Genomic DNA, 22,264 nt, shown 5'->3' with positions numbered 1-22,264 from the left:
TTATGCTTTTCTTTTCCTACCTATATGTTTTCCGAAGATTCCGCACACAGGGCTGTGGCCTTTTGCTCCGTGAGAGCCTTGCGTTTCCTCACCAGCATGAAGCAGCCCACGAGGAGAAGACCCGCCAGATTGATTGCCGCGCCGATAATGAACGCCTTCGTGTAGTCGCCGTTATTCGCCTGCTTGACCACCGATGCCAGAAGCGGTCCGACATAGGCCGCGATGGCGATGGTCAGGAACATGATCCCGAAGTTGAGGCCGAGATACTTGGGACCGAAGGCGTCGGCGGTGACGGGGGCCATCAGCGAGAGGAACCCGCCGTAACAGAGACCCGTTACGGAAATCGCCAGAACGAAGGGAATATAGGAGGTGATGGTCGACATGCCGACCATCGCGGTGCCCGCCAACAGGTTCAGGATGACGAACACCGGGTAGCGGCCGATCTTATCCGAGATGACCCCCCACAGAACCTTGCCGAAGACCATGCCCACCGCAAGATAGCCGACGACGACGCTGGCGGCCTTGGGCGTAACCTTCAGCACCTCCTGCACGATCGGGGAGGCATGCCCGACGGCCATCATCCCGGAGGTCGTCCCGAGGATGAACATACAGGCGAGCACATAGAAGGCAGGGGTCTGTATCATCGCTTTCCAATCCTTGTCCTCCGCAATCGGGGCGCTGGCGCTGGCGGCCGGAGGAACCCAACCCGTGGGGCGGTACCCTTCGGGGGCGGTTTTCAGCAGGCGGGACATGACGCCGATGATGACAACGAAGACGACGCCCAATATCTTCAGGGCGGAAAGAATACCGTACTGGCCGATCAGGAAAGCGGATACCGGCGCCCAGACGACGGGACCGGACCCATAGCCTGCCGTCAGCAGGCCGGAGGCCATCCCGCGCTTGTCGGGGAAGAACCGGACCGTATTGGTCATCGTTGCGCCGGGGTATACCGTCCCCAGGCCGACACCGGCCAAAACGGCGCATATATAGAGCTGGCTCAAGGACTGAATGTAGCCGAGACTGGCTATGGACGCCCCGAACAGCACGCCGCCGAAGAGCAACAACTGCCGGGGCTTGACGTACTCCAGGGCTTTACCCGCGAAGATGGCCGTCGAGGCCGCCGTCGACATGATCAGGGTGAAGGAAAGGGAAACATCGGCTGCCGACCAGTGGAACATCGTGATCAACGGCTTCATGAAGACACTCCAGGCGTAGGCAAACCCGGCACACATACTGGCGATCATGCAAGCGATCAGCGACACCCACCTTTGCGAATCATTATTCATCCCTCTCCACCTCCCTGAATTCGATCTGCGATTTATGTAAGATCGCCGGCCGCCGCCCCGGGCGCCCGTGCCCGGTTTGCCGTCGACCTTGTATCTTCTCCGCGTCTGCCGACCGGGTATGAGCCGATCTTGCCCTCAAATTAGCAACAAGCGCGCCAAGATGTTTACACCTTCATAACGTATCGTAATCAAAGGTATAATTAGGCTTCATCATTTTATTTTTATGATATATCCATTCTCATTCTGAGAACAAACCGGGGGAAATTTTTTCAATTAGAGCATCGCGGCCGGTCTGGAAGTGTTCCGCTGCTGGAGATCCAGGGGGGCGAGCGAGCCTGCTGCCCGGAACCCGTCCTCCTCCAGGCGGCCCGGCTCCCTTTCATCGACAAACAAAAAAAATCCCGCGATCGCAACGATCACGGGATTTTTTTTGTCTCATGAAGCAAATATTCACTGGTTCACAGGAGGTACAATGAGCACCTCGCCGCAAAACTTACGTAAGCGCAGACTGCAACCCTAGACCTCGCCGGTGGCGGTAGATCTCATGTGTCTTTGCAGTATTACGACAAACACGGCGATAACCAGGGCGCTCATGCCATTGACGGCGCAGATCTTGAACACGCTCCAGTTGCGGGCCAGGTAGAAACCACCGACGGCCGGGGCAACGAGAGAACCGATCTTGCCGAGACCATACGCCCAACCGATCCCCGTGGCGCGGATTTCCGAAGGATACACGGCCGAGGCCATGCCCATGAGGGAGGAGTTGCCGCCGTTCACCAGCATACCGGTGAAGATGGAGACCAGCAGGACGATAACGAACGGATAGCCCTGGGAGAAGTAGCCGAAGCAGAGCATGGCGATGAAGGCGCCGATGAAAAGGCCTTTCACGACGTTCAGCTTGTTGAACTTGGCCATCAGACGGCCGATGCACAGGCAGGCGATGACGGAGCCAAGGTGAATGAAGGCAAAACCGATACTGTACTGCTGGACCGTGGCGCCGCTCTTCTTGAGCAGGGTGGGAACCCAGGAGAAGAGGATCCAGAGGAGGTAAAAGCTCATGAAGAACAGGGCCCACAACAAAAGCGTCGTCAGCAGGCGGTCACCGCTGAAGAGCGATTTGATGGAGCCGCCTTTTTCCTTGCTCTGGCTCACGACCGTAAGCTGGACGTCGGCGGTCACCGGGGTGCCCTTGTCGATCCTTGCCAGGATCGCACGCGCCTGTGCGATAGCCTTGTCCGTTCCGGTCCTCACCAGGTGGTGCAGGGATTCGGGAAGCAGGAACAATACCGCTATGGCGATGACCACCGGGGCAATGCCGCCCACATAGAAAACGGACTGCCATCCGTAGTTCGGCAGCAGGTACGAGGCGACAAAGGCCGCTATCGTCGAACCGGTAGGCATACCGGCCCACATGTACAGAGAGAGGGAGGCGCGGACCCTGGCCGGGGCGTATTCGCTGCCGAAGGCCAGGGCGTTGGGGATGGCCCCGCCCATGCCGAGGCCGGCGAGGAAGCGGTACAGGGCCAATTCCTCAACGCTGTTGATGTGCGCCGTCATGTAGGTGAAAAAGCCGAAAACAATGGCCGAACAAAACATGGTCTTCTTACGACCAACCTTGTCGGCCAGCATGCCGAGAAAAACAGCCCCAATCATGGGTCCCAACTGTCCGGCGCTCAGCGCCAGCCCCAGCTCGCTCGGTTTGGCGTGCAGGTGTTCCGCGATCTTGGGCAACGCCACCCCGATGACCGTCAAATCAAAACCGTCAAGGAATACAATGCAAAAACAGAGCAAACAGACCCCAATTTGATACGGTGAAAAAGGAATATTGTCGAATACGTCATTAACGTCAACAGACCTGCTCATACCTGACCTCCTTGTATATTGGGAATCGAGTTCCTTGTCACATTATTCGGATAGCTATCCTCTGCCTGGTGTATCTTCAGTCCGTTGCGCCCCGGCACCGGGCTGCACGGTGCGTGTCCGCCTCATCTCGCGCACGCCTGCATCTGCCCGGGTACGGATACCGATGAAGGGTTGGTATTCCGGCAATCCGGCGCCATGATACCGTAGATCAAAATTTCAGCGGTTTCGGTAATAGCATTTTTCAACGTGCTGTTGTTTTGAAAAAGAAAGTTGAAATCGGATAGTTTTTCGACGGTGCCCATATATATCTTCTGTAAAATAGCGAGATTCACCGCTCTAAACAAACCCTTTTCGACCCCTTGGCTGATGACCAACTCAACCTTTTCCCACTTGTCTTCAAAATATTTTTCAAACTTTTTCCACTGATTCGGCATGAACCTATTGACATCATTAAGTACCTGTTCAGTAAGAGGCCCGAGCGCCTTAGGCGACGCCAGCATCAAAGCTGTAAGTTTCTCTATGGGGTCCAGGCCCTCGTCATAACAGATACGGCTGATTTGTTGCCGCAGGTCATTAAGAATCAGATCAAAGACGGCTCCCAAGAGATCTTCCTTGGAATTGAAATATTCATAGAGCGCCCTTTTGCTGACCCCCAGCTTCCGCGCCAACCCTGCTGTTGTAAATTTCAGTCCCTGTTCATTGATCTGTTGCAAAGCCTTGGTCACAATCACATCGCGCACGTTACCCTCCCGGCTTCTGGTACCGGCATGGTTTCACGGGTACCCAAACTATAAAGTAGTTGGGTGTGGAGCACTTTCGATCAGGTAATTAATTCTCTGCATTTGTTTTTGAGACGACAGCGTATTCATGTTTGTAGCTACTTGTTTTGCCTGCTGGGGTAAAACTGTCGTAAAATTGTGGAGCATACTGCTTTTAACTGGTTTGAGGTTAATTGAGTAAAATAGTTATCAATCCGTGTGCGCCATGGCTCCTTTCATTTTTTATAGTCAGGCATTATTCCCCCCTTTCAGTTTGCTGCCAAACCTTTACCGGCCACATATCTGTTGTGGGTTACTTCACGAGCATCTCTATAATCCGATGCCGCTCAAGATTGTTGTTCGAAGTTGCAACGAATATGCCACGGCAAAACTCTCGCATAATAAGCTGTTTTTATTAGATTATTTTCTGCGATCCGTAATAAATGTTCTTTTTATGATAAGTTGCCTCTCAATTTGAAAAGAAGGAATAAAACAAGTTATGGAGGACTTGGCGGCCGCCGTGCCGCGAAAAATATGGACATATCCGCGTCAAATCCAGTAATGGAGCGGCGCCGGCGTCGCAACTATGAAGTTTCCAGGCAGCAACGGCAGGTTATTCCGTGAAAATCAGCAACAAACCGTAAACAGTATGTGGTTTTCTAGATCGAAAATTTTGAAATTATTAATTTACTACTGAGGTCGTATCGGGGATTCCACACACGGCCGGGGGAGGCAAGACGTCAATCTGCCTGTGGCTCTGTCGCGTATTTTGTTTCACGATACCAGGGGAACGGGACCTGCCTCGTACGAGCGTCGACGAGGCCGCCAGGGAGAACAGCGGCGGGGATACGCGGGTGCCGCAGACATTACGGGGGAGAAGACGGGAAGCCACGGGCGGAGGATCGCCGCAGCCGACAGGGACGGGAGCACATCGCGGTTGCGTGCCACCGGCGGCACGATTTTTCATGCTGCCGGTGGCGCGATCCCGGAAAACCGAATTGAGACGGCCATGAACGAGAAATCTTCACAGCCTGCGACATCAAGCCAGAGCGGCTTTTTCCCTCTTGGGGTCGAGATTCACGTCCTTGACGTAAACCACGGCGGAGTGCTCGGATTCCCACTGGACATCGAGCTTCATGCTGGCGCCCGACGTTTTGTTGGTAAAATCGATCTCACCGGTAGCTTTCGTCATCAGCAGCTTGTTCCCGAAACTTTCTATCAGCCGCTTGACTTCATCGACCATAACCCCTTGTTCCGTAAGGCCGGTCATCAGAGACGCATCCATAACGACCCTGAGATTGCCGCAGTCATATTTTGTCTGTTCCATAGTGCTGTACACCTCCTCCCTTTCTCGGTTAACGAATCGGCCTGCCGATATCGGCACGCGTGATGTCAGACAGGCATTATCAAATTGAAATAGTTATCAAACGGCCACGCACACCGGCCTTACAGCCGGCTCAGGCGGCCCGGTATCCGTCGGGTACCGGCGCGGAAGCCTCCAGCCCCAGGGCCTGCAAAGCCTGAATAGTCCTTTGGGGCAACAAAATGGAAGAACTGTGCTTTGCGGCCACCTGCATGGTTTTCACTACCGAGATGAAACCGGCAAAGTCCACGACGACATCGATATCGGGCACGATTTCGAGGATACCGAGGGGGATCTCCTTTTCCCGCGCCTTGAATGAAACCATATCCAGGGCGGTAACACCGTCCCGATTATAAAAGACCCCGCCGAAATCGAATGGCGTCGAACAGGTGTACCCCAGCAGGTTGAAGCCACACTCCTGATCGGCCGAGACGACCATTGCCGCCCCGATGCGCGGTTCGGCGCCATCCGTCGGCTCGGGACGTCCGAGGGCCGCCAGGCGCTCAAGCTCTCCGAACGCCTTGCGAATTGTGGCCGGCTGCAACGAAGGCATATCGCCGCCGACGATCAGAACCGCGTCCGCGAGCCTGGCGGAAGCGCCGCCCTTAAGAATATGATCGACGGCATACTGCATGGCCTTGTCGAAGGTCCCGCCCCGATCCGGAAAAACGCCTTTCAGGGGAGGAACCTTCTTCAGGAGCCGTTCCAGGCCGTCGCGGTCCCCATCGGCGTTATGGCAGAGATACACATCGCAACACGCCGACTCCACGCAACTGTCAAGTACGTCCAGAAGACACGCCTCATAGAATTCCGTTGCCTCTTCCGGCGTCAGAACCCCTCCGCGGTCAGTTGTCAGCCTTGTTTTCGTTTCGCCGGCCTTGGGTATCTTTGTAAATACCACAACAGCATTCAACATGTGCCATCCCCCCGGCGCAGTCGCCTGAACACGGCTTCCCCCGTACTGTTTAATCACGCATACCGGACATTACGGATACCCTGATATAGTCGCAGCTACTCTACGGGGAAGTCCGCCAGGTTTACCTTGGCTTTCGGCTTCCCATCGATGGTAAGGTTCTCAAGATTCAATATGGTAACGTCGACCGAGGCCTTCGTATCCGACTCCCATTTGATATCGAGGCCAAAACCGGCGCCGGTGTCTTCATTTGATAACTGCAAAAAATTGTCTTCTTTCAGGACCAGGATCTTGCTGGCAAAGCTTTCTATCAGCCTGAAGACTTCGATCGGGTTGATGCCTTTTCCCATCAATTCCTTTTGTACGGTTTCCTCGATATTAACAGTGAGGTCGTTACCATCAAATTTTGTTGTGAACATGCGTACTTTCCTTTCGGGTAATTTGATTTCACCATGCGCCGTTATTATCGAACGTAGAGCTCGTTGAATGCTGCTTCGGAATTTTGCAACGAGCATGCCATCACAAGAGAGGCTCTCAACTGCCAAAAATAATTGATCTATTTTTTAAGCCCCCTGACGGGGCCTCCAATTTCAACCAATTTTTTCTCAAATTGATAATGGGTGTGAGAAAGGAACGGCGGTGCCTTTATGGCGGTCATATTTCCCTGGATACCCACAGGGGGATACGGAGGCCGGGCTTTTTTTGGGGGAGGGCATGACTCAAACGGGCGCAGACTGCAATCCCCTTGTAGTCTGACGATCGCCATCACAATTTGAAGTAAAAGAGGGGAAAAACGAATGCAGCCTATTCTGTTGTCACCGGTTCCCTCGCGCCTTCTGCATCTCTTCCGTAGCAACCGGCAGAAGGCTCGGGGAAACCGGGATCAACCAGCAAATAGGCTGCATTTAGTTATTTTGCGATTCCCATTACGGCAATAACTATACCTGAATACCAATAGGAGCACACACGTCATCTAAACGTGGATCAAACTATTTTTGCTTTGCATGCTCTACTACGTCGATCCCGCCTTCGGTCTTGTCTCCGCTGTCCTTCAGTTTCCCGCCTTCGTACTCTTTCGTCGGCTGGTATTTGGTGGAATCATACTTCTGGCCCGGTTTTGCAGCAAGCGGATTGAGCGGTTTTTCAATCTTTTTGCGCGGCGGCACGTTGCTTGTTTGATCGTCAGCCATTTTGCCATCTCCTTTTTGGTTTAATTTCTCTACTTGTATGGATATAAGCGCAATTTTTATTATGTAATATTGCTCATTAACCCAAAAAGTAGAGTTTATTTATCGTGTATAACCGTTAGTTCCGTAAAACAAATATACTATAAGCTGTTGACTCAAAATATAATACTATTTATAGTTAAATCAAAGGCAATTACAAGTACGTACCATAACAGTTCATATATTTATTACAAACAACCGTACAAATCGAATCACCAACGAAAGGCCTTACTATGTGCTGGTCATGCAACCCGTACTGCGGTGGCTGCAAGCCGCCAAAACCGAAACCGGTGAAATGCCCTACCTGCAATGCCTATTGCTTTCCCGAACTGAAAACGTGCAAGCGGTGCGGTACGCCCGTGCCGGAGGTACCGAAGCCCATTCCGGTACTGTGCCTTTACATCGGTAAAATCTGCGCCACTCCCTGCAACAAGCACAAAAAAACCGTTGAAAAAGGAGCCGCAATCGAAACGTGCAAGTATCACACCCCGGTGGATGACACTGAGGACCCATCGCACTTGGGCTGACCGCTGGACGGAGCCTCCTCATATGAGAGGGGCTCCGTCTGACAGCCTGAAATGCTTCTCACCGGACAACCCGTCTGTCAGGGGGCAAAGAGAGCGACTTTCTTGCCTTTTTCCTGCATCTTCTTGGCAAGCTCATCGACAGGGCCGTATTCCATGCATCCGCCAAGGCAGTGAAGGACGCACGACGGCACTTTGCCCTCGGCGACCCTGTCCGCACAGAGATCGCAGAGCTGGGTCGGGACGGCGACATAGTTCCATTCCCACTTATCGGCGTTGATCTGGAAGGGGCCCACTTCCGTCATCTTGATACCCCATTGGCCCCTGGGTATTTTGTGCTCGTTCTTGCATGAAACTTCACAGCTGTGGCAGCCTGTGCAGTATTCGTAATCTATCAATAATCCGTTGCGTTTAGACATTTGTTTTGCCTCCAGTCTCAATTATTTCTGTTAAGTTACCCCCCCCGGCCAGCACGGGGGGGGGGCATTACCGGTTACTACAGGCTAAAGGTATGATCAGGTTCAACCCTGTAAGCCTTACAGATCATCTGTTTGAGCGGAGCGCCAAAACCGAGTTTTCCGATATGTTTGTGCGGCACCAGAGTATTGATGTTAGCCTCCCAGACACCATACAGGCTCGGCTCATCGGCCGGTTTTTCGGGATACCACCAGCCGTGTGTGGCGTGAACGACCTTCGGATGAATGGTCGGGGTCACCTTCGCCTTCATCTTGCACTTGCCGAACATGTTTTCCAGCATGACATGGTCGCCTTCGATAATGCCCAGATTTGCAGCGGTATCCGGGTGCATCTCGACGATCGGGCCGGGATCGATCTCCCGCAGGGTCGCGATATGCCGGTGTTCGGAGTGGAACGAGGTGAACTTCCTCGCGCCGGTCGTAAGCACCAGCGGGTACTCCTTGAAGAGTTCCGGCGTGCTGACGGGGCTGTAGGGAGGCTCTTTGTAATACGGGAGTGCATCGTCGCCCCAGGCCTCGAACAGGGTCGAGGTCAATTCGACCATGCCGGTTACCGTATTGAATCCGGGCTCGCCGTCGGAACGGAGGCCGCCCGTTTCATACTTGCGGTACGTATATGCCGGCTGGTACACGCCAAGCTCCCGCAGGTCGTCGAAGGTAATACCCAACTCCGGCTGGATCTGCTTGGTGAAGAAGTCGGGTACGTCGTCGAAAGGCCACATATCCGGGTGCAGTTTTTTGCCGAGTTCGATGCAGACTTCGATGTCGGACCGGGTGTCGCCGACACGCAGGGCTTCGTTGATGGCGCCGAGGAACACGGAGTTGCGGCCGAAGTGGGTGATGACGACGCCGTCATGCTCGGCGAAGGTGGGCAGCGGCAGGAAGATATCGCCGAATGCCATGGCCGTAGGCGTCATGAAGCAATCCTGCACAACGCAGAATTCGAGTTTCTGGAGCGCTTTGTGCCATCTCTGCGGTGCAGCCGAACAGGTAGGCGTGATGAAGTTACTGCTGTTGAACCAGCCCATCCGCAACTTGTACGGTTTATCCGTTTCCAGGGTATCCAGGGTTTCGTCGGGATGGGTCGTGGCCAATGCCGTGCTGAGTGCCGGCCATTCCTTGGCGCCGATACGCTTGTCCCAGAGTTCCTCGGACAGATTGCGGCGGGTTTCCACACGCCATTTGCCGAGCAGGGCTGCCGGGGGTCCGAGGGTGATGCCGCCCGGAACGTCCAGGTTGCCCGTAATGGCGGCGAGGGTCAGGATGCAGTGACCGAGTTGCACGCCGTTCGGGTTTTCGTCGACCGCCAGGCCCCACTGAATGGTGGAGGGCTTGCAGGTTGCAAACTGCCGTGCCACTTCGATGATCTTTTCTTTCGGTACCCAGGTGATTTCCGCAACCTTTTCGGGCGGATATTCCTGGACGCGCTCTTTCAACTCGTCGAAGCCGTAGGTCCAGTTATCGACGAAGTCATGGTCGTACAGGTCCTCGTTGATGATGACGTTGAGGAAAGCCAGGGCCAGGGCGGTATCCGTACCGGGACGGAGCTGGCATACGTATTTGGCCCTGGAACCGAGCCAGGTGATACGCGGGTCAATGATGATCAGTTCGGTACCGCGTTTCATCATGTCGATGTAGGAGTGGCCGAAGAAGCCGTCCGGGTTCGACATGAGGGGGTTTTTGCCCCATGCCATGATATATTTGGGCAACGTATAGGCGGGGTTGTCATAACGGTCCGGATAGTAACCGGCGTTATCGATCTCCGGGTAGCCCGCGCCGAGGATGTAGTCGGTAATGGCGCAACGGGGGCCATAGCAGGACCAACCGCTCAGGGGGTAACATACGTTGGGAGTTCCGAGTGAAGCAAAACCGAGCGGGTAATAGTACAAACACGCCTCGCGACCGGTGCCGCCGAAGACGACGATGGATTCCGCCCCGTGATCGGCCTTCAGCTGCTTGACCTTGGGAACAATGATATCCCATGCCTCGTCCCAGGAAATCTTGGTCCACTTGTCCTTACCGCGGTCCGCAAAGTCCCTTTTCATGGGGGTGGTAATACGCGAAGGATGATGCACATACTCGGGCAAGGTCAGGCACCTGATACAGAGCCTGCCGTTGGTGATCGGGTGCTCGGGGTCACCCTCGACCTTTTCGAGCATACCATTCTTGACGTGCAGGAACATACCGCAGCCCACCGGATGATCGCCCGGTGGCGACCAGCCGCATGTCCTGACGGTATAGGATCCATCTTCATTCTGTACTTTCCATTCTTTTTTCATCGTTTCACCCATCCCTTCTTTTAGTTATATAGCCAACAGTCAAATTCTGCTTTTATATTTTCAGTACACCTCCTTTCTTCTATTGGTGATATCATTGCAGATACAGATATTAAATAATCTTCACAGTGAAAGTTTTATTTAATATCGACAGCAAATAGTATTCACATAATTCAATACCGATAATGGCAAGACCAGTTGCCGGACAACTTGATACATTTAAAAAATATTCCCGCTTGATCTTTCCCGCTTTTCGTGACGAAGGCTTCCGGAGCCCTTATCGAAACGACCGCTGATGATGATTTTCATGTAGTATCAGCAACGACTGTGCCAGCACGAAAAGCTATTGATAACTATTCGATATTATTTGATTTATTTACCGAATCTCGCCAAAATAGCTATTGTTTTGATAAAGTAGTTCTCAATTTGAAAAGGCCGGAAAGCAGGCCATTAGCTATTTGGGCTGCCGCGGAAAATTATCTACATGCATTACCTGAAAACGGGACCCACCTGCAGCCGTCCAACAACGAGTTATTCTCTGCCATGCCTTGATTACATAAATAAAAAACCCCGTTAACAATAACGGGGTTTCCACGAACGATGTCCCTATCACAAAAAAATCGACTGGTATTAGTGCGGCCTGCCCCCTCTATCATATGGCGGCCAAACGAGTCCCCCAGGGGCGCCTCCAGCCTTACCGGCCCTCCCGGCAAGAGCACCCGCTCAATTCCGCGGCGACGTCGGCGGCGAAGCGGCACAGGCGTCAGTTGAGGAGCCGGACCTCGTCAACCGGACGGATGGTCCCGCCGGCGAGGACCTTGGCGAAAATACCCTCCTTGGGCATGACGCAGTCGCCCGCCTGATAGTAGATGGCGCAGCGGGTATGACATTCCTTGCCGATCTGGGTCACCTCCAGCAGGGTTTCCCCCACCTGGAGATGACTCCCCACGGGCAACGTCACCAGTTCGATACCCCTGGTGGTGATGTTTTCGGCGAAATCGCCCGAGGTTACGTCCAGCCCCAGCGCCCGCATCTTGTCGATGCTCTCCTCGGCCAGCAGGCTGATCTGGCGATGCCAATCTCCGGCATGGGCGTCTCCCGCAATGCCGTGACTCTCCCGCACCTGGACCTCGGGCACCGGGGTTTTGCGCTCACCCTTTTTCTCGCTGATGCAGACGGCGACAACCTGTGCCATCCTACCCTCCAATCTGTGCCATCGTAAAATTTTCGTGCTCATACCCGGTAAAGGAGATATTATGCCGTTCAGGTTTCGCCATGACGATATCCCTGAGGGTACGTCTCAGCTTCAGGCGATCAAGAGGGCGCAGACAATGGAGCAGGTCGGTTTTTTCATCGGAAAACAGACACCCTTTGCCCTTGCCGTCGCTGGTAACCCGGATACGGTTGCACTCTCCGCAGAAATGGCCCGACACTGCGGTGATGATGCCGATGGTGCCGCGAGCCCCCGGAATACGGAAATCGCGGGAAGGACCGGCAAAAGCCCCCTTGTCCACGTTGACCAGCAAGTGGCGCGTCGCGATGCGTTGCAGAATTTCTTCGCCCGGGACGCAGTAATGCTGCCAGCCGGACTCCTTGATCACCGGCATGTACTCGATGAAGCGCACGGAGTTGCCACGACTGATGGTCAGTTCGGCGAAATCGAGGATTTCAGCGTCGTTGACCCCGCGCATGACCACCATGTTGATTTTGGGCGCCGGAAAGCCGACCTTTTCCGCCGTATCCAGGCCGGCCAGCACCATATCCAGATCGCCGCCGCGGGTGACGGCGGAAAACACCTCACGCTTCAGGGAGTCGAGGCTCACATTGAGACTTTGCACTCCGGCTGTGCGCAGGTCGGCGGCCATTCTTTTCAGCAGGACGCCGTTCGTGCTCAATGCCAGGTGGCGCAATCCCCTGATTTCCGCAAGGCCGGCGAGAAAGTCCACGATGCCGGCCCTCACCAGGGGTTCGCCGCCCGTGATCCGCACCTTCTCGATTCCGATGCTCACGGCGGCTTCCGCGATCTGTTGCAGTTCTTCGTATCTCAAGATATCGTCGTGACACATCTTGGAGACGCCATGAGCGGGCATGCAATAGGAACAGCGCATGTTGCAACGGTCGGTAACCGACAGCCGCAGATAGTTTATGGTTCTCCCGAGGGAGTCAGTAAGCTTCATAGATGATCGGCTCCTCCACGAAATCGGCCACCCGGACGGATTGCCGAGGTCCGAGACCCCGGCTGTATTGGCCCATTACCGGCGGGAGTCGCGAGGCCGTGGTCAGGCACCTCGCCCCCGGCGGAGCAGAACGGAATCGCATCCCTGGCGATGAATTTCGATCATAGCTTGGTTCAGCGCGTCACGAAGACAACAACCGGCAACCGACTCAACCGGGGTTGCTCAAGCCCCCCGGTTGAATCTTGGCACTATCATCGCCAGAGGATAGCTGCCGACCATTGACGGCACTATGCCTTGGCTGCCCCGGCTGCATCATCCTCGGTCAGAGGCGTTTTGCAAAACGGACAGATCTTTTGCTTGACCCCACCTATGGCGGCAAGCTTCTTCTTACAATTGGGGCACTCTTGCGGTTTGGATACTCCAGCAGGTCTAAAACACATGTCTTTGTTTCCTCCTTTTTGTTATACGGAGATGGCATCACCGTTTGTTGAATAATACCGAGAACCCGGCAGCCGGCAGACTTCAGGGCCTTGTGAGTAGTCAATCAGGTAAATAACGCATCCCTCGCTATATAATCTCTTTGCATTCGTATTTTTTTATGTTATAATAAAAAATTTTATGTTACACTTAACTTACATTATTCAAACAGCGCACTTCGTTACCTGCCGTTACCTATAGCACGAGCCATGCCACTCGTTCAGGAGACATAACAAGCTTAATTTATTACATTTTTAATTATCTACCCGTGCAGTGGTTTCTTGTTTTGATATTCGCCTTATCATTATGAAAAATTGGGGGCACCATTGAGAATCGACGACATGGACCTGCGTGAGTTGCTGTCATTCAACCCCGAAGGGGGCGTAATGAAGCTGTTGGGGGAGAGGGCGCTCCTGATGAACGCCTTCGCCCAAGGGCTGTTGCGCAAGGAACTTATCGACACCCTGGGGACCTTCGCCGCCCGCAATATCCTTACCAGGTACGGCTATGCAAACGGCTGGCGCACGGCCATGAACATCCAACAGAACATGCCGGAGGTCTGGAAGGACTCGAAAGGATATGCGGGGTCGAAACTCCATGCCTTAACCGGCCAGCTCGGCGTCCACCACAACATACGAACCGATGGAGAAGGCGACGAACCGCTGATCTCCTCCAACTGGGGCGACTGCTACGAAGCCGAACAGCACCTGCTGCACATCGGGAGGTCGGACGAAGCGGTCTGCTGGACGGAGACGGCCTTCGCCAGCGGTTACTCGTCCTACGCCGAGGGGCGGGAGGTTATCTTCATTGAAGACCAGTGCCGCGGAAAGGGCGATCCGATCTGCCATGTCACGGCACGCTACAAGGAGAAATGGGGGCCGGAGATCGAACCCCATCTCGTCTATTACCGCATGGAATCCTTCCCCACCCTGCTCAAGGATCTGAGCGCCAAGCTCAATTGCACGGAAAAGAAACTGAAGAACCGGCAATCCCAACTGGCGTTCCTGGAGGGGGCCGAGGCCCCGCCGCTCATCATGGCCCGCAGCCAGTCCATGCGCAGGATTGTCGATATTGCCTGGCGCGTCGCCAAAGTGGATTCTTCCATATTGATAACCGGAGATAGCGGCGTGGGTAAGGAACTCATGGCCCGCTTTATCCACGACCAGTCTTCGCGGACGTGCGGACCGTTTTTGGCCGTGAACTGCGGAGCGCTTACCGAGACGCTCCTGGAGAGCGAACTGTTCGGACACGCGAAAGGCTCCTTTACCGGCGCGGACAGGGAGCGGGCGGGGCTCTTCGAAGCGGCATCCGGCGGAACCCTGTTCCTGGACGAGATCGGCGAGGTGTCGCCGGGCATGCAGGTAAAGTTGCTGCGCGCCCTTCAGGAACACGAAGTGCGGCGGGTGGGAGAAAACAAGTCCCGCCCCACCAACGTACGGGTGGTCGCCGCCACCAACCGTAACCTGACGGAAGAGATCGCCTCCGGACGTTTTCGCCAGGACCTGTATTATCGCCTGCGGGTGATCGAACTGCATGTACCGCCCCTGCGTGAACGCAATGAGGACATTCTTCCCCTGGCACGGTTTTTCCTGCACAAGATCACCCATGCCATGGGACGCACCATCATAGGGTTCACCCCGGATGCCGCCGACCAGTTGCTGCACTACAGCTGGCCGGGCAACGTCCGGGAACTGCAGAACACGGTCGAGTACGCCGTTGCCATGTGCCAGGAAAGCCATGTGGACGTCTGCGACTTGCCCTGCGAACTGCGGGCCATGTCGTTGCAGCCGACGGTATCGGGCTGTATCCGTCCGCTGGATGAAGTGGAGCGCGACTATATCCTGGGTGTTCTCAATGCCTTGGGAGACAACAAGGCCCAGGCGGCGGCCGAGCTGAATATCGGATTGGCCACGCTGTATCGCAAGCTTAAAGAATATGAAGCGCAGGGTTCGGGGCGGGGCGGGGCAGCCTCCTGACGAGGAGCTTGTCCGCGAATAAGCTTTGCGGACTCGCATCCTGTTTTCAGAGCATCTTCCCCTGTCCTTCGATCGCAAAAAGCAAAAACCACCGGCACAGCCCTGCTCCGCCGGTGGTTTTTCTCTGTCAGGCCGGGAACGTCCGCCCCAAATACGGGCGCGATACCCGGCCAACGTTATTTACGGACTAACCCTAAATCTGGACGATTACCGCAAGGCCCGGCAGTTTCTCTTTCATGGCCCGCTCGATGCGCAACCGGTGCGTCCAGAGGGTCGCGTGGCAGGTCCCGCAAAGCCCCGTCATTTTCACCGTGACCGTGCCGTCCGCGCCTATTTCCACCAACCTCAGATCGCCGCCCTCGGCGACAACCGCAGGGCGCACCGCATCCAGAACCTCCACTATTTTCTCTTTCATACGTCATCTCCTTTGTTTTCATACTGGGGTGTTCTCCACATCCCTCTCCGGGCAGGGCGCGAAGTCGCCGATTCCGGGAAGACCGATGCCGCACGGACGGCACGGCGCACGGCGATGCGCCACCCATGACTGTAGAGGCAACAGCAACGAATGTGCCATCCGGGGAAGGCGCGCAATCGTCCGATATCATTCAGCTCCTTCCCTGCTCCACGCTCGCGGATTCTTCTTTTGACAAGGTGCATTTCAATTTGGCTGCGGCCCGGCGGCCCGTTTGCGTCAACACTTGCCAGTAACAGGCTGTTTCGCTTCCGGAAGCTGCCTGGGCGCGCGGGCCCGGCCATCTCGAACCATATTTTCCCAAATCGATAATGCTATTATCAAAAGAAGAATACCGGCAGGACACCCCTGTAAATAAATTCAACAATTACATGAATTTAAACATTTATTCCCGATGGTACGTTAGCTGCAAACACCACTTTGTAACGTGTCGGACGCTCGCCCCCGGCCATGAATCAAGGGTGCAACCGGGGAGCTGCGGGGACCGATTACGTTGCGGAACCGGCGATGTCGCGGGCAAGCGATGGAGTGACTGCGGGACCCGCCGGGAAGGAGGGATCATGGAAATGCTCATGGAACAAGGCAGCGGCATCACCCTTTACCTGCATCAAGAGGGGCGTGGCATAGGCTTGATCAAAAAACTCAAGACGTCTACCCTTCAGACGGCAAAAGAGACGCTGTGGGGGTCTGCCGAAGGACGGACATCCGGAACGGCCGCCAGGGGAGCGGTATCCGCATCCGAACCAGGCCCGCCCCGGCGCCCGCTCAACCGGACCGACGGCCAGCTCTCCCGGCACGAGGCCCTGAAGACCTGGATACGTCCGGGTGATTCCAGATCCGACGCCAGGGCGGATCTCAACCACCGGGGTCTTCCCCAACTTCTCCAGGACCCGCTTCGAGCGGGTGGCGCCTGCCGGAGGGCATCCGCTGCAAAGGTCCCGGACATGGAACTCCTGGCCTACCAGCAGGGTAGCCACTACTTCTCGAGTGCAATGGCCGATTCCCGCCAGTATTCCGGGAGTGAGTCAAGCTGCGATAGCCGGCACCGGAGCATCACCAGCCAATTGAATACCCTGATCGACACGGTACGCCACCGGCCGGACTGCAATCCCACGGCGGAAGCGGAACGGCTTCTGGACGCCATGCTGGACCATTTCGGTTACGAGAACAATTGCATGATGCAGGTGGGATTCCCCCAGGCCGTGGTACACGGCCTTCGTCATCAGGCCATCTGCTTCAATACCGCCAAGGTCAGCCACCGCCTCCGCAAGGGTCAGGAGGTGGCGCCCCACGAGGTCGCCTTTATCCGCCTGCTCTGGCTGGAACACATCCAGGTGCACGACCGGGCCTTCGAAGAATTCCTGGCCTCCTGACGCCACGGGGAAGGCCGGCGGCCAAGTACCCGGAACGGCGGCCGACACCCTCACAAGCATTACCGCCTCTTCCGGCCCTCAAGAAAGAGCTATCCTATGGAGCTACCCGGACGTGCAGCAGATAAGCGTCTTTTGACCGCCTGCACTATCAGCTTCTTCTGCTTCCTTGCCTCGTACATGCGGATGCCGATTGTCCCGCTCCTGGCCACCGCACTGGGCGCCGACACGTTTCAGGTGGGCATGATCAACGGCGTTTTCATGCTGACGGCATGCTGCCTCTCCATACCGTCAGGCCTCATCTCGGATCGGCTGGGGCGCAGAGTGCCCCTGCTGGGGGGGCTTCTCATCCTCGGGGCGTCGTCGTTCCTGTTTTTCTGGAGCGGCAACCTGCCCCAGATGGCCGTTATCTATCTGTTCTTCGGGGTCGGGCTGTCCACGTTTTCTCCGGCCCTCATGGCCTACGTGGGCGACATCACCCCTGCCGAGTTGCGGGGTCAGGCCTTCGGTTGGTACACCATGGCCATGTACGCCGGCATGACCCTCGGGCCGGCGGCCGGCGGCTTCCTGGCCAGGGCGACGGGACTTCGGCCGGTGTTCCCTGTCGCGGGCGGCCTCATCTTCGCCATGTTTTTCGTGGCCCTTTTCTTCCTCCCGATCCCCGCCGCACAGCGGCGCAGCGACCACGCCCATCCGGCAATACTGCCGTCCTTGCGCTCTCTTATGGAAAACCGCCCGCTGGTTGCCTGCCTGGTTGCCGTCCTCGGTTGCTGCCTGGGCTACGGCATGTTTGTCACCTTCATGCCGCTCTACATAAAAAGCCTGGGGATGAATACCATGCATGTGGGGCTCGTGTTCGCGACCGGCGCCCTGACCAACACCCTGTCGCGTTTGCCGGCGGGACGGCTGTGCGACCGGTTTGAAGACCCAAGCATCCTCGTAGCCGTCAGTCTGGCGGTTTTTGCCCTGGCGCTGTTCGCTTTCGGACTGTGCCTCTCGGTGGCTTCGCTTATCGTTACCGCGGCCATAATGGGGATCGGCATGGGGGGCGCTTTTACCGTCATCTGCGCGCTGATTGCCCAGGTGGTGCCGCGCGAAATGGGGGGACTTGCGGTAGGATGCTACAACACCTGCATCTATGCCGGCATGATGCTCAGTTCGGTGTGCATGGGGCCAGTCATCAGGGCAGAGGGCTTCAAGGCCGGTTTCTTTATCAACGGAGCCCTGGGATTGGTCGCGCTGGTTCTGTTCAGATTGCTGTACACCCGTCAACCCATTGCGGAGAAGAATCCAGCCTGATAATGACGCCAGGGGCAAGGGAACGGGCAGACCGGCGAAATGCGCGGCTAGTTTCCAAACCCGGTATCCGCTACGCCGGCTGCTCTCAACGAAGCGGTTTCAACTGCACCCGCATGAATCCCCGGCCATGTTTTTCCTGTTCATCAGCGGTTCCATTACGCAACTGAGCCCCGCAGCCGCCACACCGCCGACAATCGGCCCCAATACGTAGACCGTGATAAAACCAATGCCCTGGTCGGGAAACACGGCATCGCCCCACCCCATGAACCAGGAAAACAGACGCGGGGAGAGATCCCGTGCCGGATTCAGCCCTGCCTGCGTGAGCGGGGCGAGTATGGAGATGATGACCGTCACCGTCAGGCCGATGAAGAGCGGGCTGAGCGCTTCTGACGGCCTGCCCAGGTTGCACCCTGCGGTGAGGGCGAAGATCATCGACACCAGGATGAAGGTGCCGACCGCCTCGGCGAAGAAGGCGCTCAGGGTCGAAACGACGGCGGCGGGACCGGCTCCGGGATTGGGGTAGAACTCACCGAACATCTGCGCGGTCTTGACCGATTGGGGCGAGCCGCGCAGGATGCCGTTGATGCTCTCGAAGTTGGCTATGGAATCGGCAAACAGCAGGTACAGCAGGCCGGCGGCTATGAATGCCCCCAGGAACTGGGCCGAGAGGTACACCGGCAGACGGTCCCAGGACATCCGGCGCCGTACCGCCATGGCAATGCTGACCGCCGGGTTGAGGTGGGCGCAGGAGAGATGCCGGGTGGCGTAGATGGAAAGGGTCACTCCCAACCCCCAGATCATGGCGACCTGGAACAGGCCCACGTGGGCCGAAAAGAGCACCGACACGGCAACTGAGGCGCAGCCGATCAGGACCAGCAGAAAGGTGCCGAAGAGTTCGCCGACGAATTCGCGGGTATATTTCATGAGCGGTATCCTTTATTTTTTCTTTATCCGTCCGTTCAACAGCATGAACCGCCGGCACAGGGATCGGCCGGGCCTGCCGCCGGCGCAGGTCCGCAGGGAAAAGCGCCGAAATGCACGGAGCGGTCGCCATGGACGGTAAAATGTTTGCCGAAGCGGGTTTCCTGGACCATGGCGGTACTGTTCCCGCACACCAGCATCGGCTTGCCGGTGAAGAAGGTGTGGTGATCGTCCAGTTCGAAGGAGTGGGGGCAGCCGGGGATGGTGCCGTTGTAGTACGCCACCTGGCCGAAGTCCTCGCAGATGTCCTCCAGGCAGTCCAGCTTGAAGGCGCGTATCGTCATGGAACTGAAATTGGCCTGGCCGATCCTGGCGGCGATCTCCGGGTTGTCCAGGGAGATGGCGCGCGTGGATACGGTGCGGTAGTCCATGCAGCCGAGGGAGAGGAGCAGGCGGCGGAAATCTTCGATGTAGAGCGCGCCGCTCAGGCATTCGCCGTACAGGGTGGGGTCGTTCCTCAGGTTCTCCGGCAGGCGGCGGTCGGCGAAGACATCGGAGAAGTAGAGCTCGCCGCCCGGTTTCAGGACGCGGAAGATCTCCGAGAAGACCCGCTTCTTATCCGGGGAGAGGTTGATCACGCAGTTGGAGATGACCAGGTCCACGGAGTTGTCGGCGATCCCGCACCCGGCCAGATCTTCGATGTATCCCTGCCTGAAATCCACATTCGGCTTATCGAAACCGAAGCGTTTGGCCTGGCTGTCCACATGCCTGCGGGCCACGGCCAGTTGTTCGTCGGTCATGTCCACGCCGATGACGAAGCCGTTCGGCCCGACCAGTTTGGACGCCAGGTACACGTCCCGGCCGGAGCCGCACCCCAGGTCCAGCACCGTGCAGCCGTCGATCGCCGGCGGGATCGGCGACCCGCAGCCGTAGAACCTATCCAGAATCTCCGCGTCGATCTCGGCCAGGACCGCCCGGTGCTCCGGCGGAAACGACTCGGTCGAACAGCAGGCGCTCGTTTGCAGATCCTTGGTTCCGGTCAGGACCTTGCCGTAGTATTCCTTGACCATTGCCAAGGCATCCCTCTTCTCTTTCATGCCTTCCCTCCCTGAGTTTTGACCCTTCATAGGTATTCGTGAGATGATCATCCGCTCTCACGGCCGTTCCGGTTATGGCGTCGACTATGCCAGGAGTTTGTCGAGAATCTCGGCCGCCGTTTTCACGTAGCCGGGGCAGCGGGAGGTGAAGTAACCGGCATCCGCGGCCTTCTTGACGCCTTCCGGGGTACCCATGTCCGTCCCCAGCAACCCGGAACAGCCGATATGTTTGTGCCGCGCCTCGAATTCCCTGACAAACTCCGCCACACGGGTAAAGGTCTCGTCATCCGCATGGGAATCGTTATCCACGGTCTTGCCGCACTTCATACCGATAACCATGAAGGCGCCCGTGACCGCCCCGCACTCGCTCCCCCTGCCCATGCCGCCGGCAAAAGCCGCCGCAACCCTTCGAGCCTGCTCGACCGGCATCCCCAGCGAGGGGGCATAGGTCTCCAGGATGGCCTGGGAACAGTTCATCGACTTTAAAAATCGGTCCGCCGCATGCTCGGGCTTGTTGGACGGGTCGTTCTCCGTGCCGCCGGCGCGCGCGATGCCGGCAATCCCCCCCGCAGCAAGGGTGACGCCCGTTGCCAGGGTAAGTTTGAGCAGATCGCGCCTGTTAAGACTGTTTTCCATGGGACTCGTCCTCCACGACCTTATTTGTGAACATACCTCGTGTCCCCTGCGGTTAGTTCAGGCTCCCCTGACAACTGCTGCCCGCCCCCGCGGTGCAGGCGAAGCAGTGTTCGCCGGTAATAACCGGCTTGCCGATCAGTTCCCCGCCCGTCAGATCCCCGATATGGCCGCGGGGCACGTCAAGCGGCAGTTGCAGGACATGGTTGAAGTCGCAATCGTACACGTATCCCTGCCAATCCACGCTGATCATGTTCCGGCACATGACCTTCTTGAGGTTGTCCGGGTTGAAATTGTCCGCCAACAGCTTCCGGTAGGCGTCCAGCCGCCCCTGGTTCGCCAGGTCCAAACCGAAGCGGCCGATCGGGATATTGGTGATGGTGTAGAGGCTGTTAAAGGCGATGCCGAACGCCTTTCCCAGATTTTCCTTGTAGGCGGCCTCCAGCGCCGGTTGGGGTCCGGGCAGAACACCTCCGCCGGGATTGTAGACCAGATGCAGCTTCGGCCCTTCCCCGCCGAAACCGACCCGGTTCAAGCGCTGCAGGATGCGGATGCTCGCCTCATATACGCCGCGGCCGCGCTGGGCCGTCACGTTTTCCTCCAGGTAGCAGGGCATGGAGGCGATGATATCCACGTTGTTCTGCAGCAGGAATTCGGGCAGGGAGGCATATTCCGGTTCATCGAGTATGACCAGGTTGCTGCGGAGCAGGATGGTTTCCACCGAGGCGATCTTTCCCAGTTCCAGGATCAGATAACGAAGGTGGGGGTTCATCTCCGGCGCCCCGCCGGTGATATCCACGACCCTGACCCCCTCGCGCTCCACAAAACGCAGGCAGTCGTCGACAACCGCCCTGCTCATCTTTTCGTGGCGGTGCGGTCCCGCTTCAACATGGCAGTGGGCACAGCTCAGGTTACAGACAAACCCCAGGTTCATCTGCAGACAGGCGACGGAATCCCTTACCAGCGCTTGCCCGCTTTTTTCCACATAGGTATCGAACGCTCTTGTTTCCATACGACTTCCTCCCGGACACCGGCCCACCGGTACGACCCCTTTGTGGCGGCAGGCACGGATGGCACACTAACGATTGCAAACACAAATGCACATGCAATCGTTGCGCCAACGGCAGTCATGTGCCTAACCTATTGCAATAGAATCA

19 protein-coding genes are annotated in these 22,264 nt (G+C 56.6%); 3 read left to right on the top strand and 16 right to left on the bottom strand.

Annotated elements, in window-relative coordinates; all coding sequences use genetic code 11:
- Positions 1-20: 20 nt before the first annotated feature.
- The 11 genes from LDN12_RS02505 to moaA form a co-directional block, all read right to left on the bottom strand.
- A complete protein-coding gene (locus LDN12_RS02505; RefSeq protein WP_223921115.1) occupies positions 21-1,286 on the bottom strand; it encodes an OFA family MFS transporter in 1,266 nt (421 codons plus the stop codon).
- Positions 1,287-1,802: 516 nt separating this feature from the next.
- The gene (locus tag LDN12_RS02500; protein ID WP_223921114.1) at positions 1,803-3,149 is read right to left on the bottom strand and encodes an MFS transporter; all 1,347 of its coding nucleotides are present in this window, start codon (positions 3,147-3,149) and stop codon (positions 1,803-1,805) included.
- A 122-nt stretch (positions 3,150-3,271) separates the two neighbouring features.
- Complete coding sequence (locus tag LDN12_RS02495) at positions 3,272-3,889, bottom strand: TetR/AcrR family transcriptional regulator (protein WP_223921113.1); 618 nt, start codon at positions 3,887-3,889, stop codon at positions 3,272-3,274.
- 1,057 nt (positions 3,890-4,946) lie between these two features.
- Positions 4,947-5,234, bottom strand: a complete 288-nt coding sequence (locus LDN12_RS02490) for a hypothetical protein (RefSeq protein WP_223921112.1) — start codon at positions 5,232-5,234, stop codon at positions 4,947-4,949.
- Positions 5,235-5,364: 130 nt separating this feature from the next.
- Entirely contained in the window at positions 5,365-6,186 is an 822-nt protein-coding gene (locus tag LDN12_RS02485; RefSeq protein ID WP_223921111.1) for a DUF2064 domain-containing protein, read from the bottom strand.
- Positions 6,187-6,281: 95 nt separating this feature from the next.
- Positions 6,282-6,602 carry a hypothetical protein gene (locus LDN12_RS02480; protein ID WP_223921110.1) on the bottom strand — a complete coding sequence of 107 codons (321 nt, stop codon included), beginning with the start codon at positions 6,600-6,602 and terminating at the stop codon, positions 6,282-6,284.
- 570 nt (positions 6,603-7,172) lie between these two features.
- Positions 7,173-7,373 (bottom strand): hypothetical protein, encoded by a 201-nt coding sequence (locus LDN12_RS02475; protein WP_223921109.1) that lies wholly within the window; start codon positions 7,371-7,373, stop codon positions 7,173-7,175.
- 640 nt (positions 7,374-8,013) lie between these two features.
- The gene (locus tag LDN12_RS02470; RefSeq protein ID WP_374045028.1) at positions 8,014-8,352 is read right to left on the bottom strand and encodes an oxidoreductase; all 339 of its coding nucleotides are present in this window, start codon (positions 8,350-8,352) and stop codon (positions 8,014-8,016) included.
- Positions 8,353-8,429: 77 nt separating this feature from the next.
- Entirely contained in the window at positions 8,430-10,688 is a 2,259-nt protein-coding gene (locus tag LDN12_RS02465; protein WP_223921107.1) for a molybdopterin-dependent oxidoreductase, read from the bottom strand.
- Positions 10,689-11,448: 760 nt separating this feature from the next.
- Entirely contained in the window at positions 11,449-11,880 is a 432-nt protein-coding gene (locus LDN12_RS02460; RefSeq protein WP_223921106.1) for an MOSC domain-containing protein, read from the bottom strand.
- Between the two features lies 1 nt (position 11,881).
- Entirely contained in the window at positions 11,882-12,862 is a 981-nt protein-coding gene (gene moaA / locus LDN12_RS02455) for a GTP 3',8-cyclase MoaA (RefSeq protein WP_223921105.1), read from the bottom strand.
- Between the two features lie 803 nt (positions 12,863-13,665).
- Between moaA and LDN12_RS02450 the strand changes: the two genes are divergently transcribed.
- Positions 13,666-15,315 (top strand): sigma-54-dependent Fis family transcriptional regulator, encoded by a 1,650-nt coding sequence (locus LDN12_RS02450; protein ID WP_223921104.1) that lies wholly within the window; start codon positions 13,666-13,668, stop codon positions 15,313-15,315.
- A gap of 193 nt (positions 15,316-15,508) precedes the next feature.
- Here LDN12_RS02450 and LDN12_RS02445 read toward each other — a convergent pair whose 3' ends face one another.
- The gene (locus LDN12_RS02445; protein ID WP_223921103.1) at positions 15,509-15,730 is read right to left on the bottom strand and encodes a NifU family protein; all 222 of its coding nucleotides are present in this window, start codon (positions 15,728-15,730) and stop codon (positions 15,509-15,511) included.
- A 368-nt stretch (positions 15,731-16,098) separates the two neighbouring features.
- On the opposite strand from LDN12_RS02445, the gene LDN12_RS02440 reads away from it, so the two are divergent.
- Both LDN12_RS02440 and LDN12_RS02435 read left to right on the top strand, forming a co-directional pair.
- On the top strand, positions 16,099-17,160 hold the full coding sequence (locus tag LDN12_RS02440; protein ID WP_308464302.1) for a hypothetical protein: 1,062 nt from the start codon (positions 16,099-16,101) through the stop codon (positions 17,158-17,160).
- A 96-nt stretch (positions 17,161-17,256) separates the two neighbouring features.
- Positions 17,257-18,456: an MFS transporter gene (locus LDN12_RS02435; protein ID WP_223921101.1), complete on the top strand. Its 1,200-nt coding sequence runs from the start codon at positions 17,257-17,259 to the stop codon at positions 18,454-18,456.
- A 99-nt stretch (positions 18,457-18,555) separates the two neighbouring features.
- Here the strand turns inward: LDN12_RS02435 and LDN12_RS02430 are convergent, their stop codons facing one another.
- The 4 genes from LDN12_RS02430 to arsS form a co-directional block, all read right to left on the bottom strand.
- Entirely contained in the window at positions 18,556-19,380 is an 825-nt protein-coding gene (locus LDN12_RS02430; protein WP_223921100.1) for an MIP/aquaporin family protein, read from the bottom strand.
- Positions 19,381-19,415: 35 nt separating this feature from the next.
- The gene (locus tag LDN12_RS02425; protein WP_223921099.1) at positions 19,416-20,474 is read right to left on the bottom strand and encodes a methyltransferase domain-containing protein; all 1,059 of its coding nucleotides are present in this window, start codon (positions 20,472-20,474) and stop codon (positions 19,416-19,418) included.
- Positions 20,475-20,558: 84 nt separating this feature from the next.
- Complete coding sequence (locus LDN12_RS02420) at positions 20,559-21,110, bottom strand: C-GCAxxG-C-C family protein (RefSeq protein WP_223921098.1); 552 nt, start codon at positions 21,108-21,110, stop codon at positions 20,559-20,561.
- 52 nt (positions 21,111-21,162) lie between these two features.
- Positions 21,163-22,119 (bottom strand): arsenosugar biosynthesis radical SAM (seleno)protein ArsS, encoded by a 957-nt coding sequence (gene arsS, locus LDN12_RS02415; RefSeq protein ID WP_223921097.1) that lies wholly within the window; start codon positions 22,117-22,119, stop codon positions 21,163-21,165.
- Positions 22,120-22,264: the final 145 nt, after the last annotated feature.

Source organism: Geobacter sp. AOG2 (genome assembly GCF_019972295.1).
Lineage (GTDB): Bacteria > Desulfobacterota > Desulfuromonadia > Geobacterales > Pseudopelobacteraceae > Oryzomonas.
The sequence above is the reverse complement of the archived record's forward strand: the minus strand, read 5'-3'. Positions and strand labels throughout refer to the sequence as shown.

Excerpts from the sequence above, each read along its gene's own strand:
- LDN12_RS02505 (WP_223921115.1), bottom strand. The coding sequence starts at position 1,286 with ATGAATAATGATTCGCAAAGGTGGGTGTCGCTGATCGCTTGCATGATC.
- LDN12_RS02500 (WP_223921114.1), bottom strand. The coding sequence starts at position 3,149 with ATGAGCAGGTCTGTTGACGTTAATGACGTATTCGACAATATTCCTTTT.
- LDN12_RS02490 (WP_223921112.1), bottom strand. The coding sequence starts at position 5,234 with ATGGAACAGACAAAATATGACTGCGGCAATCTCAGGGTCGTTATGGAT.
- LDN12_RS02485 (WP_223921111.1), bottom strand. The coding sequence starts at position 6,186 with ATGTTGAATGCTGTTGTGGTATTTACAAAGATACCCAAGGCCGGCGAA.
- LDN12_RS02480 (WP_223921110.1), bottom strand. The coding sequence starts at position 6,602 with ATGTTCACAACAAAATTTGATGGTAACGACCTCACTGTTAATATCGAG.
- LDN12_RS02475 (WP_223921109.1), bottom strand. The coding sequence starts at position 7,373 with ATGGCTGACGATCAAACAAGCAACGTGCCGCCGCGCAAAAAGATTGAA.
- LDN12_RS02470 (WP_374045028.1), bottom strand. The coding sequence starts at position 8,352 with ATGTCTAAACGCAACGGATTATTGATAGATTACGAATACTGCACAGGC.
- LDN12_RS02465 (WP_223921107.1), bottom strand. The coding sequence starts at position 10,688 with ATGAAAAAAGAATGGAAAGTACAGAATGAAGATGGATCCTATACCGTC.
- LDN12_RS02460 (WP_223921106.1), bottom strand. The coding sequence starts at position 11,880 with ATGGCACAGGTTGTCGCCGTCTGCATCAGCGAGAAAAAGGGTGAGCGC.
- moaA (WP_223921105.1), bottom strand. The coding sequence starts at position 12,862 with ATGAAGCTTACTGACTCCCTCGGGAGAACCATAAACTATCTGCGGCTG.
- LDN12_RS02445 (WP_223921103.1), bottom strand. The coding sequence starts at position 15,730 with ATGAAAGAGAAAATAGTGGAGGTTCTGGATGCGGTGCGCCCTGCGGTT.
- LDN12_RS02440 (WP_308464302.1), top strand. The coding sequence starts at position 16,099 with ATGCTATTATCAAAAGAAGAATACCGGCAGGACACCCCTGTAAATAAA.
- LDN12_RS02435 (WP_223921101.1), top strand. The coding sequence starts at position 17,257 with ATGGAGCTACCCGGACGTGCAGCAGATAAGCGTCTTTTGACCGCCTGC.
- LDN12_RS02430 (WP_223921100.1), bottom strand. The coding sequence starts at position 19,380 with ATGAAATATACCCGCGAATTCGTCGGCGAACTCTTCGGCACCTTTCTG.
- LDN12_RS02425 (WP_223921099.1), bottom strand. The coding sequence starts at position 20,474 with ATGAAAGAGAAGAGGGATGCCTTGGCAATGGTCAAGGAATACTACGGC.
- LDN12_RS02420 (WP_223921098.1), bottom strand. The coding sequence starts at position 21,110 with ATGGAAAACAGTCTTAACAGGCGCGATCTGCTCAAACTTACCCTGGCA.
- arsS (WP_223921097.1), bottom strand. The coding sequence starts at position 22,119 with ATGGAAACAAGAGCGTTCGATACCTATGTGGAAAAAAGCGGGCAAGCG.